The organism is Pseudomonas sp. SAR267 (assembly GCF_052077595.1).
Lineage (GTDB): Bacteria > Pseudomonadota > Gammaproteobacteria > Pseudomonadales > Pseudomonadaceae > Aquipseudomonas > Aquipseudomonas vlassakiae.
On record NZ_JBQIHU010000001.1, the window covers coordinates 2,505,041 to 2,519,948 of the forward strand.

Annotated in this window: 12 protein-coding genes and 2 pseudogenes; 3 read left to right on the plus strand and 11 right to left on the minus strand. The window is 63.6% G+C overall.

Annotation, left to right across the window (positions count from 1 at the left end; genetic code table 11):
- Nucleotides 1-36: 36 nt before the first annotated feature.
- The 6 genes from purU to ACTORR_RS12070 form a co-directional block, all read right to left on the minus strand.
- Entirely contained in the window at nt 37-894 is an 858-nt protein-coding gene (gene purU, locus ACTORR_RS12045) for a formyltetrahydrofolate deformylase (protein ID WP_313366028.1), read from the minus strand.
- A gap of 11 nt (nt 895-905) precedes the next feature.
- The gene (locus ACTORR_RS12050; RefSeq protein WP_099813778.1) at nt 906-1,538 is read right to left on the minus strand and encodes a sarcosine oxidase subunit gamma; all 633 of its coding nucleotides are present in this window, start codon (nt 1,536-1,538) and stop codon (nt 906-908) included.
- Nucleotides 1,539-1,708: 170 nt separating this feature from the next.
- A complete protein-coding gene (locus tag ACTORR_RS12055; RefSeq protein WP_441343639.1) occupies nt 1,709-4,726 on the minus strand; it encodes a sarcosine oxidase subunit alpha in 3,018 nt (1,005 codons plus the stop codon).
- Nucleotides 4,723-5,058: a sarcosine oxidase subunit delta gene (locus ACTORR_RS12060; RefSeq protein WP_054886031.1), complete on the minus strand. Its 336-nt coding sequence runs from the start codon at nt 5,056-5,058 to the stop codon at nt 4,723-4,725. Before ACTORR_RS12060 ends, ACTORR_RS12055 begins: the two co-directional genes overlap by 4 nt.
- A gap of 14 nt (nt 5,059-5,072) precedes the next feature.
- On the minus strand, nt 5,073-6,323 hold the full coding sequence (locus ACTORR_RS12065) for a sarcosine oxidase subunit beta family protein (RefSeq protein WP_003255680.1): 1,251 nt from the start codon (nt 6,321-6,323) through the stop codon (nt 5,073-5,075).
- Between the two features lie 15 nt (nt 6,324-6,338).
- The gene (locus ACTORR_RS12070; protein WP_054886032.1) at nt 6,339-7,592 is read right to left on the minus strand and encodes a serine hydroxymethyltransferase; all 1,254 of its coding nucleotides are present in this window, start codon (nt 7,590-7,592) and stop codon (nt 6,339-6,341) included.
- A 324-nt stretch (nt 7,593-7,916) separates the two neighbouring features.
- On the opposite strand from ACTORR_RS12070, the gene ACTORR_RS12075 reads away from it, so the two are divergent.
- A complete protein-coding gene (locus ACTORR_RS12075; protein ID WP_441343640.1) occupies nt 7,917-8,957 on the plus strand; it encodes a threonine aldolase family protein in 1,041 nt (346 codons plus the stop codon).
- A gap of 118 nt (nt 8,958-9,075) precedes the next feature.
- Here ACTORR_RS12075 and ACTORR_RS12080 read toward each other — a convergent pair whose 3' ends face one another.
- From ACTORR_RS12080 to ACTORR_RS12095, 4 genes and pseudogenes are all read right to left on the minus strand, one after another.
- Nucleotides 9,076-9,813, minus strand: coding sequence for a methyl-accepting chemotaxis protein (locus tag ACTORR_RS12080; protein WP_441344119.1), 738 nt, complete (start codon nt 9,811-9,813; stop codon nt 9,076-9,078).
- A 126-nt stretch (nt 9,814-9,939) separates the two neighbouring features.
- Nucleotides 9,940-11,031, minus strand: a pseudogene (locus ACTORR_RS12085) (HAMP domain-containing protein); the annotation flags it as partial.
- Nucleotides 11,032-11,220: 189 nt separating this feature from the next.
- Entirely contained in the window at nt 11,221-11,523 is a 303-nt protein-coding gene (locus ACTORR_RS12090; protein WP_054886035.1) for a cell division protein ZapA, read from the minus strand.
- On the minus strand, nt 11,520-11,750 hold the full coding sequence (locus tag ACTORR_RS12095; protein WP_313365344.1) for a hypothetical protein: 231 nt from the start codon (nt 11,748-11,750) through the stop codon (nt 11,520-11,522). The genes ACTORR_RS12090 and ACTORR_RS12095 overlap by 4 nt, the downstream gene beginning before the upstream one ends.
- Nucleotides 11,751-12,039: 289 nt before the next feature.
- Between ACTORR_RS12095 and ACTORR_RS12100 the strand changes: the two are divergent.
- Nucleotides 12,040-12,795 (plus strand): annotated as a pseudogene (locus tag ACTORR_RS12100) (MCP four helix bundle domain-containing protein); the annotation flags it as partial.
- Complete coding sequence (locus tag ACTORR_RS12105) at nt 12,787-13,650, plus strand: methyl-accepting chemotaxis protein (protein WP_371263254.1); 864 nt, start codon at nt 12,787-12,789, stop codon at nt 13,648-13,650. The pseudogene ACTORR_RS12100 and the gene ACTORR_RS12105, both read left to right, overlap by 9 nt.
- 145 nt (nt 13,651-13,795) lie before the next feature.
- On the opposite strand, the gene gbcB is transcribed toward ACTORR_RS12105, so the two are convergent.
- Nucleotides 13,796-14,896: a glycine-betaine demethylase subunit GbcB gene (gene gbcB / locus ACTORR_RS12110; protein WP_054886038.1), complete on the minus strand. Its 1,101-nt coding sequence runs from the start codon at nt 14,894-14,896 to the stop codon at nt 13,796-13,798.
- Between the last annotated feature and the right edge of the window lie 12 nt (nt 14,897-14,908).

Below are 14,908 nucleotides of genomic sequence, written 5' to 3' on the forward strand. Positions count from 1 at the left end.
TGTCGCGAAAGGGCTGCAAAGCAGCCCCAGAAATGTTCAGAGAACGACTGTCCGGTTAGCGTTGAGGAACACCCGCCGCTCGATGTGATACCCCACCGCCCGCGCCAGGGTCAGGCACTCGATATCACGCCCCTTGGCAATCAGGTCTTCGGGGTAATGGCTGTGGTCCACCACCTCGACGCCCTGGGCAATGATCGGCCCTTCGTCGAGGTCGTTGTTGATGTAGTGCGCCGTGGCGCCGACCATCTTCACGCCCTTATTGTAGGCCTGGTGATAAGGCTTGGCGCCCTTGAACCCGGGCAGCAACGAGTGGTGAATGTTGATCGCCCATCCATCAAGACGCCGGCACAACTCCGGCGACAGCACCTGCATGTAGCGGGCTAGTACCACCAGTTCCGCGCCGGTTTCCTCGATCACCTGAATCACCTTGCGCTCTTGCGCCGGCTTGTCCTTCGGGTCGAGGGCGAAGTGGTAGTAAGGAATCTTGTGCCAGTGCGCCAGGGGTTCGAGGTCCGGGTGGTTGGATACCACCGCAACCACGTCCATGGCCAGTTGACCGATGCGCTGGCGATACAGCAAGTCGTTCAGGCAATGGTCGGCCTTGGACACCATGATCACCACCTTGGGGCGGTGATTGGGTGCGGTCAGCTCGAAGGCCATGCCGAACGCTTCGCTGCGCTCGGTGAGGCCGGCTCGGAAGCCCGCCTCGTCGAAATCGTCTGGCTGGCGGAACTCCACGCGAATGAAGAAACGCCCCGACAGCCGGTCATCGAAGGAGTGGTGCTCGGTGACGTAGCAGCGCTGCTCGTAGAGGTAACGCGTCACCACGTCGACGGTGCCGAGCATGCTCGGGCAGTCGGCGGTGAGAATCCAGGTATCCGGTGCCCGACTCATGTTCGCTCTCCTTAAGCTTCGATGCTCAAGCCGTATTCGGCCGAAGCGTCCTGCAGCCATAGCCACCAGTAGTCGGCGAAGCTGCGGCGGATCACCAGCTCCCAGGTGTCTTCGGCGGTGCGGCGGATCACCAGTTGCGACTTGGCGAACACGGTGCCGACGGCCTTGCCGACCGGGAAGTTGTTCGGGTGCACGTCATAGCTGGTGGATTTCATCAGCACTTCGCGCACGTTCGGGCCACGCAGTTCCAGCAGGCTCTGCCCGCCGCTGACGTTGACCACCTGGATGTGCTGGCCTTCGAGGGCCGCGCGCAGCTTCTGCTCGACCGCCAGTTCCTGGCCGCCCGGGACGATCAGCAGCCACTCGTCAGGGCCGACCCATTGCAGCGACATCTCGTTGTTGGCGACCACGGTCAGGGCAACCGGCAGCTCCAGGCCCAGGGCCTTGTGCACGCCAGCGGCGAATTCCGGGTCGTGGCCATCGCCACGGATCGTCAGGTGGCCGAGGAACTTGCGTTCACGCAGGGTCACGCCTGCGTTCTTGCGGCCTTTGCCAACCAGGCTGGCCAGGTCGGCGTGGTGCAGTGGCGACTGGGCCTTGGCCTCGGCGCCGGGGTTTTGCTGGAAGACGTTGATAGCGCTCATTTCTTACCTGCCTTGAATTCTGGATTCGACCACGATGCCTGCCGGAGACGGTCATCCTGTGGGAGCAGGCATGCCCGCGAATGCGAGGGTGGATTCACCGCCCTCTTCGCGGGCACGCCCGCTCCCACAGAGACCTCATTCCAAACTGGACATCGGTTGGTACCGGGGCCTTAGACGTTCTGCCGCTCACCCTTCGGATCGAAGAACACCGAAGACACGATCTCCGCCTCGATCACGCTGCCATCGGCCTGCGGCGAGTAAACGCGCTCGCCCATGCGCTTGAGGCCGCCCTTGACCACACCCATGGCGAACGAATAGCCCAGGGAGTTGGAGGCGTAGCTGGAGGTCACGTGGCCAACCATGTCCATCGGAATTGGCTGCTTGGGATCGAACACCAGCTGGGCGCCTTCCGGCAGCCACTTGGTCGGGTCGATCGGCTTCAGGCCTACCAGTTGCTTGCGGTTCTCGCGCACACAGTCTTCGCGGTTCATGCCACGCAGGCCGATCCACGAGAACGGCTTGTTGCGGCCCACGCACCAGCTCATGTTGAGGTCGTCGGGGGTCATCGAGCCGTCGGTGTCCTGGCCAACGATGATGAAGCCCTTCTCGGCGCGCAGTACGTGCATGGTCTCGGTGCCGTACGGGGTCAGGTTGTACTTCTTGCCGGCCTCGATGATCTGCTCCAGCACGCCCATGGCGTAGTTGGCCTGCACGTTGACTTCGTACGACAGCTCGCCGGTGAACGAGATACGGAACACGCGGGCCGGTACGCCGCCGACGTTGCCTTCCTTCCAGGTCATGAACGGGAAGGCGTCCTTGTCCATGTCGATGTCGGTCAGCTCGCTGAGCAGCTTGCGGCTGTTCGGGCCGGACAGGGTCATGGTGGCCCAGTGGTCGGTGACCGAGGTGAAGTACACCTTCAGCTCTGGCCATTCGGTCTGGTGGTACAGCTCCATCCACTGCAATACGCGGGCAGCGCCGCCGGTGGTGGTGGTCATGATGAAGTGGTTGTCGCCGACACAGGCGGTCACGCCGTCGTCGAAGACCATGCCGTCTTCCTTGCACATCAGGCCGTAGCGGGCCTTGCCCACGTCGAGCTTGGTCCAGGCGTTGGTGTAGATGCGGTTGAGGAACTCGCGCGCATCCGGCCCCTGGATGTCGATCTTGCCCAGGGTCGACGCGTCCAGCAGGCCCACGCTGTCGCGCACGGCCTTGCATTCACGGGCAACCGCGGCATGGATGTCTTCACCGGCTTTCGGGAAATACCAAGGGCGCTTCCACTGGCCGACGTCTTCGAACTCGGCGCCGTTCTTCACGTGCCAGGCATGCAGGGCGGTAAAGCGCACCGGCTCGAACAGGTGGCCACAGTGACGACCGGCTACCGCGCCAAAGGTCACCGGCGTGTAGTTCGGGCGGAACATGGTGGTGCCCATTTCCGGGATGGTGATGCCGATGGAACGGGCGGCGATGGCCAGGCCGTTGATGTTGCCCAGCTTGCCCTGGTCGGTGCCGAAGCCCAGCGCGGTGTAGCGCTTGACGTGCTCGACCGACTCGAAGCCTTCGCGGGTGGCCAGTTCGATGGCGGCGGCGGTGACGTCGTTCTGCTGGTCGACGAACTGCTTGGGTGCACGGGCAGTGCCCTTGTCGTGCGGCACCTGGAACAGCGCCACGGTGGCCTCTTCCTTGCGCGCCACGGTTTTCGGCAGGCTGCCAACGGTGGCCTTGAAGCCCGCTTCAGTGGCGGCGCGGGCACCGCCTTCGAAACCATCGGCAAGCACATCGCCCAGGGCGTAGACGCCATTGATGCCACCCACGCATTCGCGCTTCTGCGGGGCATCGCCCGGCACGAAGCCGAGAATGTCTTCACGCCAGACCGGGCGACCGCCCAGGTGCGAAGCCAGGTGCACGATCGGGCTGTAACCGCCGGAGGTGGCGATCAGGTCGCATTCGAGGGTTTCACCGGGGCTGGTGACCTTGTGCGCCTGCACATCGATGGCCGCCACACGGGCGCCGCTGACGTGCTTGGTGCCCTTGGCCTCGATCACGGCGCTGGAGGTGAGGATGCGGATGCCCTTGGCACGCGCTTCTTCAACCAGCGAACCACGCGGGTTGTGGCGAGCGTCGGCAATGGCGACCACTTGCAGGCCGGCGTCGTGCCAGTCCAGCGCGGCGCGGTAGGCGTGGTCGTTGTTGGTCGACAGCACCAGCTTGCGCCCTGGGGCCACGCCGTAACGGCGAACGTAAGTGGAAACTGCGCCAGCCAGCATGTTGCCCGGCAGGTCGTTGTTGCCGTACACCAGTGGGCGCTCGTGAGCGCCGGCAGCCAGGACCACGCGCTTGGCGCGGACACGGTGCACGCGGTGACGCACCTGGCCGATCGGGGCGCGGTCGCCGAGGTGGTCGGTGAGGCGCTCGTGGATGGTCAGGAAGTTATGGTCGTGGTAGCCGTTGACCGTGGCGCGTGGCAGCAGGGTCACTTCCGGCAGGCTTTGCAGCTCTTTGACCACGGCGTTGACCCAGTCGGCGGCTGGCTTGCCGTCGAGGGTTTCGCGGGTGTCGAGCAGGCTGCCGCCGAACTCTTCCTGCTCGTCAGCCAGGATCACGCGGGCACCGCTGCGGGCAGCGGCCAGCGCGGCGGCCAGGCCAGCAGGGCCGGCACCGACGATCAGCACGTCACAGTGCTGGTTCATGTAGTCGTAGCTGTCCGGGTCGTTCTGCAGCGGCGCACGGCCCAGGCCGGCTGCCTTGCGGATGTACTTCTCATAAGTCATCCAGAACGATTTCGGGTACATGAAGGTTTTGTAGTAGAAGCCCGGCGGCATCATGCTGCCGCCGACCTTGCCGAGGATGCCCATGACGTCGTTGTTGACGTTCGGCCAGCCGTTGGTGCTGGTGGCGACCAGGCCTGCGTACAGCGCCTGTTGGGTGGCTCGCACGTTGGGGATCTGGGTGGCTTCGCTGGAGCCGATCTGCAGGATCGCGTTCGGCTCTTCGCTACCGGCGGCGATGATGCCGCGTGGGCGCGAGTACTTGAAGCTGCGGCCAACGATGTCGACGCCGTTGGCCAGCAACGCGGCGGCCAGGCTGTCACCGGCATAACCCTGGTAGGTCTTGCCGTTGAAGGTGAAGTTCAGGACCTTGCTGCGGTCGATACGGCCGCCGCTGGCGAGGCGATAGGTCTGGCTCATACTTTTTCCCCTTGGCCTTTGACGGCGGACGGTGCGATCGCAGCTTTGCCATCAGCGGTCACTTGCGGCTTCTGGCCAATCTTGTAGGTTTCCAGAATCTCGTAGGTCACGGTGTTGCGGGTGACGTTGAAGTACTGGCGGCAACCGGCAACGTGGTCCCACAGTTCGTGGTGAATACCGCGTGGGTTGTCACGGTAGAACATGTAGGTACCCCATTCCTCGTCGGAACAGGCGTTGGGGTCCAGCGGGCGGGCGATGTGCGCCTGGCCAGAGGCGTGGAACTCTTCTTCGGAGCGCAGCTCGCCACAGTGGGGACAGAAAATATGCAACATGACGGTGGCTCCGGTTAGTGGGCGACGGCGGCGGCGCCGTGTTCGTCGATCAGTGCGCCGTTGTAGAAGCGGTCCATGGAGAACGGCGCGGCCAATGGGTGCATTTCGCCTTTGGCCAGGCTCGCGGCGAAGACGTTGCCCGAACCCGGGGTCGCCTTGAAGCCGCCAGTCCCCCAACCGCAGTTGAAGAACATGTTCTTGACCGGGGTCTTGGTGATGATCGGGCAGGCGTCTGGCGAGGTATCGACGATGCCGCCCCACTGGCGGTTCATGCGAACACGCGAGAGGTTGGGGAACATCTCGACGATGGCCTGCAGGGTGTGCTCGATCACCGGGTACGAACCGCGCTGGCCGTAGCCGACCCAGCCGTCGATACCGGCGCCGATCACCAGGTCGCCCTTGTCGGACTGGCTGATGTAGCCGTGTACGGCGTTGGACATGATCACGCTGTCGATGATCGGCTTGATCGGCTCGGAAACCAGCGCCTGCAGTGGGTGCGATTCCAGCGGCAGGCGGAAGCCGGCCAGCTTGGCCATGTGCCCGGAGTTACCGGCGGTGACCACGCCGACGCGCTTGGCGCCGATGAAGCCTTTGTTGGTTTCCACGCCGATGACCGCGCCGTTTTCCTTGCGGAAGCCGATCACTTCGGTCTGCTGGATCAGGTCCACGCCCAGGGCGTCGGCGGCACGGGCGAAGCCCCAGGCCACGGCATCGTGACGGGCTACACCGCCACGGCGCTGAACGGTGGCGCCGAGGATCGGGTAGCGGGTGTTCTTCGAGCAGTCCAGGTACGGGATTTCGGCCGCGACCTGAGCGGTGTTGAGCAGCTCGCCATCGACGCCGTTGAGGCGGTTGGCAGAGACGCGGCGCTCGGAGTCACGCATGTCCTGCAGGGTGTGGCACAGGTTGTAGACGCCGCGCTGGGAGAACATCACGTTGTAGTTGAGGTCCTGGGACAGGCCCTCCCACAGCTTCATGGCGTGCTCGTACAGGTGCGCCGACTCGTCCCACAGGTAGTTGGAACGCACGATGGTGGTGTTACGGGCGGTGTTGCCGCCACCCAGGTAACCCTTTTCGATCACCGCAACGTTGGTGATGCCGTGTTCCTTGGCCAGGTAGTAGGCCGTGGCCAGGCCATGGCCGCCACCGCCGACGATGACCACGTCGTAGACCTTTTTAGGGGTCGGCGTGCGCCACATGCGCTGCCAGTTTTCGTGGTGGCTGAGGGAGTGTTTGAAAAGGCCGAAGCCCGAGTAGCGTTGCATGTTCGTTTACTCCACTCAGCGGTAAACAGGGAAGTCAGCGCACAGCGCCGCGACGTTCTTCGCCACATCGGCTTCGACGTCGGCGTCACCGAGGTTGTCGAGGATGTCGCAGATCCAGCCGGCCAGGGCGACACATTGCGCAACCTTGAAGCCGCGGGTGGTCACAGCCGGGGTACCGATGCGCAGGCCGGAGGTGACGAATGGCGACTGCGGGTCGTTCGGCACGGCGTTCTTGTTGACGGTGATGTGCGCGCGGCCCAGGGCGGCGTCGGCATCTTTGCCGGTCAGGCCCTGGCGGATCAGGCTGACCAGGAACAGGTGGTTGTCGGTGCCACCGGAGACCACGTCGTAGCCGCGATCGACGAATACCTGGGCCATGGCCTGGGCGTTCTCGATCACTTGTTTCTGGTAGCTCTTGAACTCAGGTTCCAGCGCTTCCTTGAAGCACACGGCCTTGGCAGCGATCACGTGCATCAGCGGGCCGCCCTGGGCGCCCGGGAATACGGCAGCGTTGAGTTTCTTCTCGATCTCTTCGTTGGACTTGGCCAGGATCAGGCCGCCACGTGGACCGCGCAGGGTCTTGTGGGTGGTGGTGGTGACCACATCGGCGAACGGGATCGGGTTCGGGTACAGGCCTGCAGCAACCAGGCCTGCAACGTGGGCCATGTCGACGAACAGGTAGGCACCCACCTTGTCGGCAATGGCGCGGAAGCGTGGGAAGTCGAGGGTCTTGGAGTAGGCCGAGAAGCCGGCAACGATCATCTTCGGCTTGTGCTCGACAGCCAGGCGCTCGACTTCGTCGTAGTCGATCAGGCCGGTAGTGGTGTCGATGCCGTACTGCACAGCGTTGTACAGCTTGCCCGAGGACGACACCTTGGCGCCGTGGGTCAGGTGGCCGCCGTGGGCCAGGCTCATGCCGAGGATAGTGTCGCCGGCCTGCAGCAGGGCCAGGTAGACCGCGCCGTTGGCTGAAGAACCGGAGTGCGGCTGGACGTTGGCGTAGTCGGCGCCGAACAGCTGCTTGGCGCGCTCGATGGCCAGGGCCTCGACCTTGTCGACGTGCTCGCAGCCGCCGTAGTAGCGCTTGCCCGGGTAGCCTTCGGCGTACTTGTTGGTCAGGCCGCTGCCTTGGGCCTGCATCACGCGCTTGGAGGTGTAGTTTTCCGAGGCGATCAGCTCGATGTGATCTTCCTGACGCTGTTCTTCGGCATTCATCGCCGCCAGCAGTGCATCGTCGTAACCCTGGATCTGGTCTTGCTTGCTGAACATCGTGTATCTCCCGGCAGCGATCGTTTTTTGTCGTGGGGCACTGTGGCCCTTTGTGGCGATGGTATGACTGGCCGGGGCAGGTCAGATGCCTGCGCACGCCTTGCAATGGCGCGTTTACGACATTCGTTGTGGTGTTGGCTTGTTCGCGGGCTCGCCCGCTCCCACAGGCCTTGCGCAAGCTTGCAGGCCAATGGAAACCCTGTGGGAGCGGGCGTGCCCGCGAAAGGGCCGGGACAGGCAAAATCAGGTCGCGCACAGCTTGTATAGGCAACTGCTGAATCGATGGTTTAGAGTGCTGGTCTGCGTCGTTCACAGGACAGTGCCATGACAGACAAGAGCCAACAATTCGCCAGCGACAACTATTCCGGCATCTGCCCCGAAGCCTGGGCCGCAATGGAAAAGGCCAATCGGGGCCACGACCGCGCCTACGGCGACGACCAGTGGACCGAGCGTGCATCGGAGTACTTCCGCAACCTGTTCGAAACCGACTGCGAGGTGTTCTTCGCCTTCAACGGCACCGCCGCCAACTCCCTGGCCCTGGCCTCGCTGTGCCAGAGCTACCACAGCGTGATCTGCTCCGAGACCGCCCACGTCGAAACCGATGAATGTGGCGCGCCAGAGTTCTTTTCCAACGGCTCCAAGCTGCTGACTGCGCGCAGCGTCAATGGCAAGCTGACGCCCGAGTCGATCCGCGAAGTGGCGCTCAAGCGCCAGGACATCCACTACCCCAAGCCACGCGTGGTCACCATCACCCAAGCCACCGAAGTCGGCACCGTCTACCGCCCCGACGAGCTCAGGGCGATCAGCGCCACCTGCAAGGAGCTGGGCCTGAACCTGCACATGGACGGCGCGCGCTTCACCAATGCCTGCGCATTCCTTGGCTGCAGCCCGGCCGAGCTGACCTGGAAGGCTGGCGTCGATGTGCTGTGCTTTGGCGGCACCAAGAACGGCATGGCGGTGGGCGAGGCGATCCTGTTCTTCAACCGCCAGCTGGCCGAGGACTTCGACTACCGCTGCAAGCAGGCCGGGCAACTGGCGTCGAAGATGCGTTTCCTGTCGGCGCCGTGGGTCGGGTTGCTGGAAAATGGCGCCTGGTTGCGCCATGGCAATCACGCCAACCATTGTGCGCAGTTGCTGGCGTCGCTGGTGAGTGATCTGCCGGGGATCGAGCTGATGTTCCCGGTGGAGGCGAACGGGGTGTTCCTGCAGATGCCGGAGCCTGCCATTGAAGCGCTGCGCAGCAAGGGCTGGCGGTTCTATACCTTCATTGGTAGCGGTGGGGCGCGGTTCATGTGCTCGTGGGATACCGAGCAAGAGCGTGTGCGTGAACTGGCGGCGGATATCCGCAGCATCATCACCGCCTGACAGATTGCCGGGAGGGCTTCGCCCTCCTTTCGCGACACAAGGCCGCTCCTACAGGGGAACGCATAACCTGTAGGAGCGGCCTTGTGTCGCGAAAGGGCCGCGAAGCGGCCCCGGCAATCTAGAGCTTGAACCCACCCATCTGCCGCGCCAGGTCATCAGCCAGGCCACGCAGCGCCTGGCACTCCTCCCGACACCCTTGCACCTCGGCCGCCGTCTCCCGGGCCAAATCGGAAATCCCCTGCACCGTGCGGTTGATCTCTTCGGTCACCGCCGACTGCTCTTCGGTCGCCGTGGCCACCTGGTGGTTCATGTCGCTGATGTGCTCGACCTGGTCGGTAATCGCGCCCAAAGACGCGCCAGTACGCTGGCTGGATGCCACACCACTGCCAGTCGCCTGCTGCCCCGCCTGCATCGAACTCACGGCAGAACCCGCGCCCTGCTTGAGGCGCTGGATCATCTGCTGCACTTCATCGGTGGACAGCTGTGTACGCCGGGCCAACGTCCGCACTTCGTCAGCCACCACGGCAAACCCACGGCCCATCTCCCCTGCCCTGGCCGCCTCGATGGCAGCGTTCAGCGCCAACAGGTTGGTCTGTTCGGAAATACTGCGAATCACCGCCAACACCTGATCGATCGAGGCGACTTCATCGGCCAACTGGCTGACCGCATCGGCAGCCTTGCCGATATCCCCGGACATGCCCTCGATGCCCTGGATCGAGCGCCGCACCACTTCGCGCGCCTGCAGCGCCTCATCCCGCGCCGATTGCGATGCCTGCGCCGCATCGCCAGCATTGCGGGCGATGTCCTGTACAGTCAGGCCCATCTCGTGCACGGCGGTGGCGACCATCTCGGTCATTTCCTGCTGCCGGCCGGAGCGCTCGGCAGTGTTATTCACCACCTGGGTCACCTGCTCTACTGACTGGTGCAGGCGTTCGCTGGTGCGCAACACTTCACCGATCAGGCCACGCTGGCTGTCGAGGAAGCGATTGAAGCCACGGGCCAGATCGCCCAGCTCATCCTGACGGGCATCGTCCAGCCGGTGGCTGAGGTCGCCACCGCCACTGCCGATCTGTACCAGCGCGGCGGTGACGCGGCGGATCGGCCGCACCAGGCCACGCGCCAGCAGCACCACCAGCAGCAGCGACACAAGGGCCACGCTGCCGCCGATCAGGCTGGTCAGCCCCACCGTCTGGTGCATCTGCGCGTAAATTTCCTGCTCCGGTACCTCGGCCACCAGGGTCCAGTTGAGGTCGCGCAGAGGCAGGCCGAGCGCCAGGTAGCTTTCACCGTCGCGGTTGAAGCGGCTACTGCGCAGGCCTTCACCACCGGTCATCACCGCCTTGGCAGCTTCTGCGCCGAGTTGTTCGGCGAGCTGACGCTTGCCGCTGAAGGCCGCGTCCGGGTGCACCTGGATCAGGCCGTCATTGCGCACCAGGAAGACTTTGCCGTGCTCGCCGAAACTGAAGTCGTGGATGAGCTTCGACAGCTCGGTCATGCGCAGGCCCATGCCGGCTACGCCAACCAGCTTGCCGGCCTTTTCCACCCGGTAATCGATGAACAACGCCAGCTCACCCGTGGCGTGATCGATGTCGATATTCACCAGGCGTTCGGCGCCGCTGTCGATGTAGCCGTAGAACCATTTGTCATTGGGGTTGCCGCGACTGAGGATGCGGTCCAGGCCATTCTCGTTGTAGTAGTTGCCCGTTTCGGTCGAGGCGAACAGCGTGGTGAACGCATGGTTGCGTTGCTTGGCGGCCTGCAGGTATTCGAGGAATTGCGGGGTTTGAGCGGGGTTTTCGCCAGCGGCAAGCCAATCGCGCAGCAGCGTATTACCGGCAATGTCGGCTGCAGCCACCAGAGGCTGGCCGAGCATGCGCTCGATGTCGTTGCGGATGGCTTCGATGCTGGCCGGCAATGCGGTGTCGACCAGGTAACGTTCGGTCAGGCGGTTGAGTGCCACCGTGAAGATGATCACCACCACCAGGATGCTCGCCAGCAGGGCGGCGCCCATGCTTGCAATCAATTGCCACTGGATGCTTTTACGCCAGATACGCATGCCCTGTTCCCCGCTCATTATTGTTTTGCGGGAAGTGTATACACTTGCGTATTCAGTTAATCCAGTGATCTGGAACAATGGGACTGCTTTGCAGTCCTTTCGCGACACAAGGCCGCTCCTACAGGAGATCGCGTTTGCGTTGCAGGAGCGGCCTTGCCGGGGCGCCGGACCGGTCGGAAAGGGGCGCAACGCCCCCCCAGCATTCGATCAGGACTCAGCAATAGTCTTGACGATGGCGTCCACCGTGGCGTCGATCTGCGCCTGGGTACGCTCGAGGGTCTGCTGGTGTTCCTTTTGCAGTTCGACCTGCTTGGAACACAGGTTCAGCGCGGCCAGCACCAGCAACTTGTCGCCGATCAGGGTCGGGTACTGGCGTTTGGTCTCGCTCAGCGCGGTGTTGAGCATCCGCACGGCCTGGGCCAAGGTTTCTTCCTGGCCTGCGGGCGCCTTGATCGAATAGTCGCTGCCAAGAATCGACACGACATTGATCGGCTGCGCTTGCAGTCTCATGCGCCGACGACGCCAGCGCTGGCGCGTTCAACCAGCGCCTGGATGCGCGCGGCGGTGGCGCCGTGCTTCTCTTCCTGCTCCATCAGCGACAGTTGCAGGGTTTCGTTTTCTTCCTTGGCCTGGGCCAGTGCCTGGTCGAGGGCGGTGTTCTGCTCGATGAGTTGAGCGTTTTTCTGCATCAGGTCGCTGACCAGTTGCTCGAGTTGATTCAGGGAGGCTTCCAGCATGGGTCTATCTCGGGTTGTTGCAAAGGGCGCACACGATAAAGAAAAGCGTGAGCCCCCGCCATTAAATATCGGATTCTCAAGGTTTCTAACCCGCAGATTGACAGGGTATCTGGCCCCTTGTTCCGACCTGGATCAACCGCCGGTCAGGTAATGGGCCAGCGAGCTGAAAAGTTTCATGTGGTCATCCTCAAGACTGTTCAGTCACGACCGATAGACAGGTAGGTCATATTCCGTCGCATGGACCGCGCCACCCCACCCAGCCTGGACTCTCTCCATGTCACTACGCAACATGAACATTGCACCGCGCGCGTTGCTCGGGTTCGCTCTGATCGGCGCGCTCATGCTCGGCCTCGGTATCTTCTCGCTCATGCAGATGGGCAACATCCGACAGGCCGGCGTAACCATTGAAGTCAACAGCGTGCCCAGCATCAAGACGCTCGACGAACTGGCTGCGCTCAACCTGCGCCTGCGCTCATTGTCCTACCGGCTGCTGCTCAACCGCGAAGCAGAAACCCAGCGCGACACCCTCAACCTGCTGGATCAGCGCAACGCCCAGATCGACCGTGCCCGCCAGGCCTACCTGCCAATGATCACGGCAGCCGACGAGCGTGCCGCCTTCGAGCAGTACACCCAGCTGCTCAACCAGTACCGCCAGCTCGAGTCGCGCATGCGCAGCCTGAGCCAGGCCGACCGCCTCGACGAATTGCGTGACTTGCTCAACCGCGACCTGCTGGCCAATTCCGAGCAGATCAACAAGGTCATGGAGACCCTGGTCCAGATCAACACCGAGCAGACCCGCGCCACCAACGCAACCGCCGCCCAGCAGTACGACACTGCGTTCGCCCTGGTGATCGGCCTGTTGATTGCCGCCACGGCGCTGACCTTCCTCTGTGCCTTCCTGCTGACCCGCAGCATCGTCAAGCCGATCGAAGAAGCGCTGCAGGCCGCCGAGCAGGTGGCCGACGGCGACCTGACAAAAGTCATCCGCGCCGAAGGTACCGACGAAGCAGCCCGTCTGCAGCGCGCCATGGCGCGCATGCAGGACAAGCTGCGCGACACTCTGCAACTGATCGCCGGTTCCGCCACCCAGCTGGCCTCCGCAGCCGAGGAACTGAACTGCGTCACCGACGAAAGCGCCCGCGGCCTGCAGCAGCAGAACAATGAAATCGAACAGGCGGCCACCGCCGTTACCGAGATGACCAGCGCCGTGGAAGAAGTGGCGCGCAACGCGGTCAGCACTTCGGAAGCTTCAAGCGAAGCCAGCCGCTCGGCCGGCGACGGACGTGACCTGGTCATGGAAACCGTGGGTGCCATCGAGCGCATGAGCGGCGACGTACAAGCCACCGCCAGGCTGATCACCCACCTGGCCGAACAGTCGCGTGATATCGGCAAGGTGCTCGACGTGATCCGCGGCCTGGCCGACCAGACCAACTTGCTGGCGCTGAACGCGGCGATCGAAGCGGCGCGTGCCGGTGAGGCCGGGCGGGGGTTTGCCGTGGTGGCGGATGAAGTGCGGGCGCTGGCGCACCGCACCCAGCAGTCGACCAGCGAGATCGAGCGCATGATCGGCAGCATTCAGGGCGGTACCGAAGAGGCGGTGGAATCGATGCGCACCAGCACCGAGCGCGCCGAATCGACGCTGAATATCGCCAAGGGTGCGGGCATGGCTCTGGATACCATTGCCGGGGCTGTGGCGCAGATCAACGAGCGCAACCTGGTGATCGCCAGCGCGGCGGAAGAGCAGGCGCAGGTGGCGCGGGAAGTAGACCGCAACCTGGTGAACATCAATGACCTGTCGGTGCAGAGTGCTACCGGGGCCCACCAGACCAGCGCAGCGAGTGCCGAGCTGTCGCGTTTGGCGGTGGACCTCAATGGCCTGGTGGCTCGGTTCCGCACCTGACTTCAAAATGCCGGGGCCGCTTTGCGGCCCTTTCGCGACACAAGGCCGCTCCCACAAGTACCGCGCAGGCCTTCAATCTGCGCAGTACCTGTGGGAGCGGCCTTGTGTCGCGAAAGGGCTGCGAAGCAGCCCCGGCAATCTCGGATCAGTAATCGATCCGCACATCCCCCTTCGGCACACTGCAGCACGACAGGATGTAGCCCTCGGCTTCGTCGTCCTCGGTAATCCCGCCGTTGTGCTCCATCTCCACCTCGCCGCCCAGCTTGAGCACCTTGCAAGTCCCGCAAATGCCCATGCCGCAGGCTTTCGGGATCATCAGGCCAACCTTCGCTGCCGCTGCATGCACGGTTTCGCCCGGGGCGACGCGAATGCTCTTCTCGCTGCCGATGAACTCCACCAGGTTGAGGTCCGATGCATCCACTTCCGGTGCGTCGGCCGCCTGCTCGGCATGTTCCACGGCATCGGCCTTGGCCTCAGGGGGCGTCGCGCCGAACGACTCCTCGTGGTAGTTCTTCATGTCGAAGCCGACCGCTTCGAGCATGCGCTTGACCGCGGTCATGTACGGCGTCGGGCCGCAGCAGAACACCACGCGCTCCATGTAGTCCGGCGCGATCAGCTCCATCAGGCGCTGGTTGAGGTAACCGCGGTAGCCCGCCCAAGGCTCACCCAGCCCATGCTTCTCGCAGATGATGTGCAGGCTGAAGTTGGGAATGCGCGACGCCATCTGCTCCAGCTCGCGGTGGTAGATGATGTCCTTCGGCGAACGGGCGCTGTGCACGAACACCATGTCGACGTTGGCGTTGGTGTCGTAAAACCAGCGCGCCATCGACATCACCGGGGTGATGCCTACGCCACCGGAGAGGTACAGCACCTTGCCCGCCGGGAAATCGATGGCGTTGAACAACCCCACCGGGCCATGCACCGGCAGCTCGGCGCCTTCGTGCATGGTGTCGTGGAGGAAGTTGGACACCAGCCCGCCCGGTACGCGCTTGACCGTGATCGAGAAGCTGTAGGGCACCGACGGCGAACTGGAAATGGTGTACGAACGCATCACCGGCTTGCCTTCGATCTCCAGCTCCAGGGTGACGAACTGCCCGGGCTTGAAGAAGAACATGATCGGCTGGTCGGCCATGAAGCAGAAGGTGCGCACGTCCCAGGTCTCCTGGATGACCTTGACGCAGCGCACGATGTGGCGGCCGTTGGCCCAGGTCTGGGTGGTGACCGGATTGAGGAAGGTATCGGACATGTTCATCTCCAG

Coding starts and splice junctions, on each gene's coding strand:
- purU (WP_313366028.1), bottom strand. CDS start 894: ATGAGTCGGGCACCGGATACCTGGATTCTCACCGCCGACTGCCCGAGC.
- ACTORR_RS12050 (WP_099813778.1), bottom strand. CDS start 1,538: ATGAGCGCTATCAACGTCTTCCAGCAAAACCCCGGCGCCGAGGCCAAG.
- ACTORR_RS12055 (WP_441343639.1), bottom strand. CDS start 4,726: ATGAGCCAGACCTATCGCCTCGCCAGCGGCGGCCGTATCGACCGCAGC.
- ACTORR_RS12060 (WP_054886031.1), bottom strand. CDS start 5,058: ATGTTGCATATTTTCTGTCCCCACTGTGGCGAGCTGCGCTCCGAAGAA.
- ACTORR_RS12065 (WP_003255680.1), bottom strand. CDS start 6,323: ATGCAACGCTACTCGGGCTTCGGCCTTTTCAAACACTCCCTCAGCCAC.
- ACTORR_RS12070 (WP_054886032.1), bottom strand. CDS start 7,592: ATGTTCAGCAAGCAAGACCAGATCCAGGGTTACGACGATGCACTGCTG.
- ACTORR_RS12075 (WP_441343640.1), top strand. CDS start 7,917: ATGACAGACAAGAGCCAACAATTCGCCAGCGACAACTATTCCGGCATC.
- ACTORR_RS12080 (WP_441344119.1), bottom strand. CDS start 9,813: ATGACCGAGATGGTCGCCACCGCCGTGCACGAGATGGGCCTGACTGTA.
- ACTORR_RS12090 (WP_054886035.1), bottom strand. CDS start 11,523: ATGAGACTGCAAGCGCAGCCGATCAATGTCGTGTCGATTCTTGGCAGC.
- ACTORR_RS12095 (WP_313365344.1), bottom strand. CDS start 11,750: ATGCTGGAAGCCTCCCTGAATCAACTCGAGCAACTGGTCAGCGACCTG.
- ACTORR_RS12105 (WP_371263254.1), top strand. CDS start 12,787: ATGCAGGACAAGCTGCGCGACACTCTGCAACTGATCGCCGGTTCCGCC.
- gbcB (WP_054886038.1), bottom strand. CDS start 14,896: ATGTCCGATACCTTCCTCAATCCGGTCACCACCCAGACCTGGGCCAAC.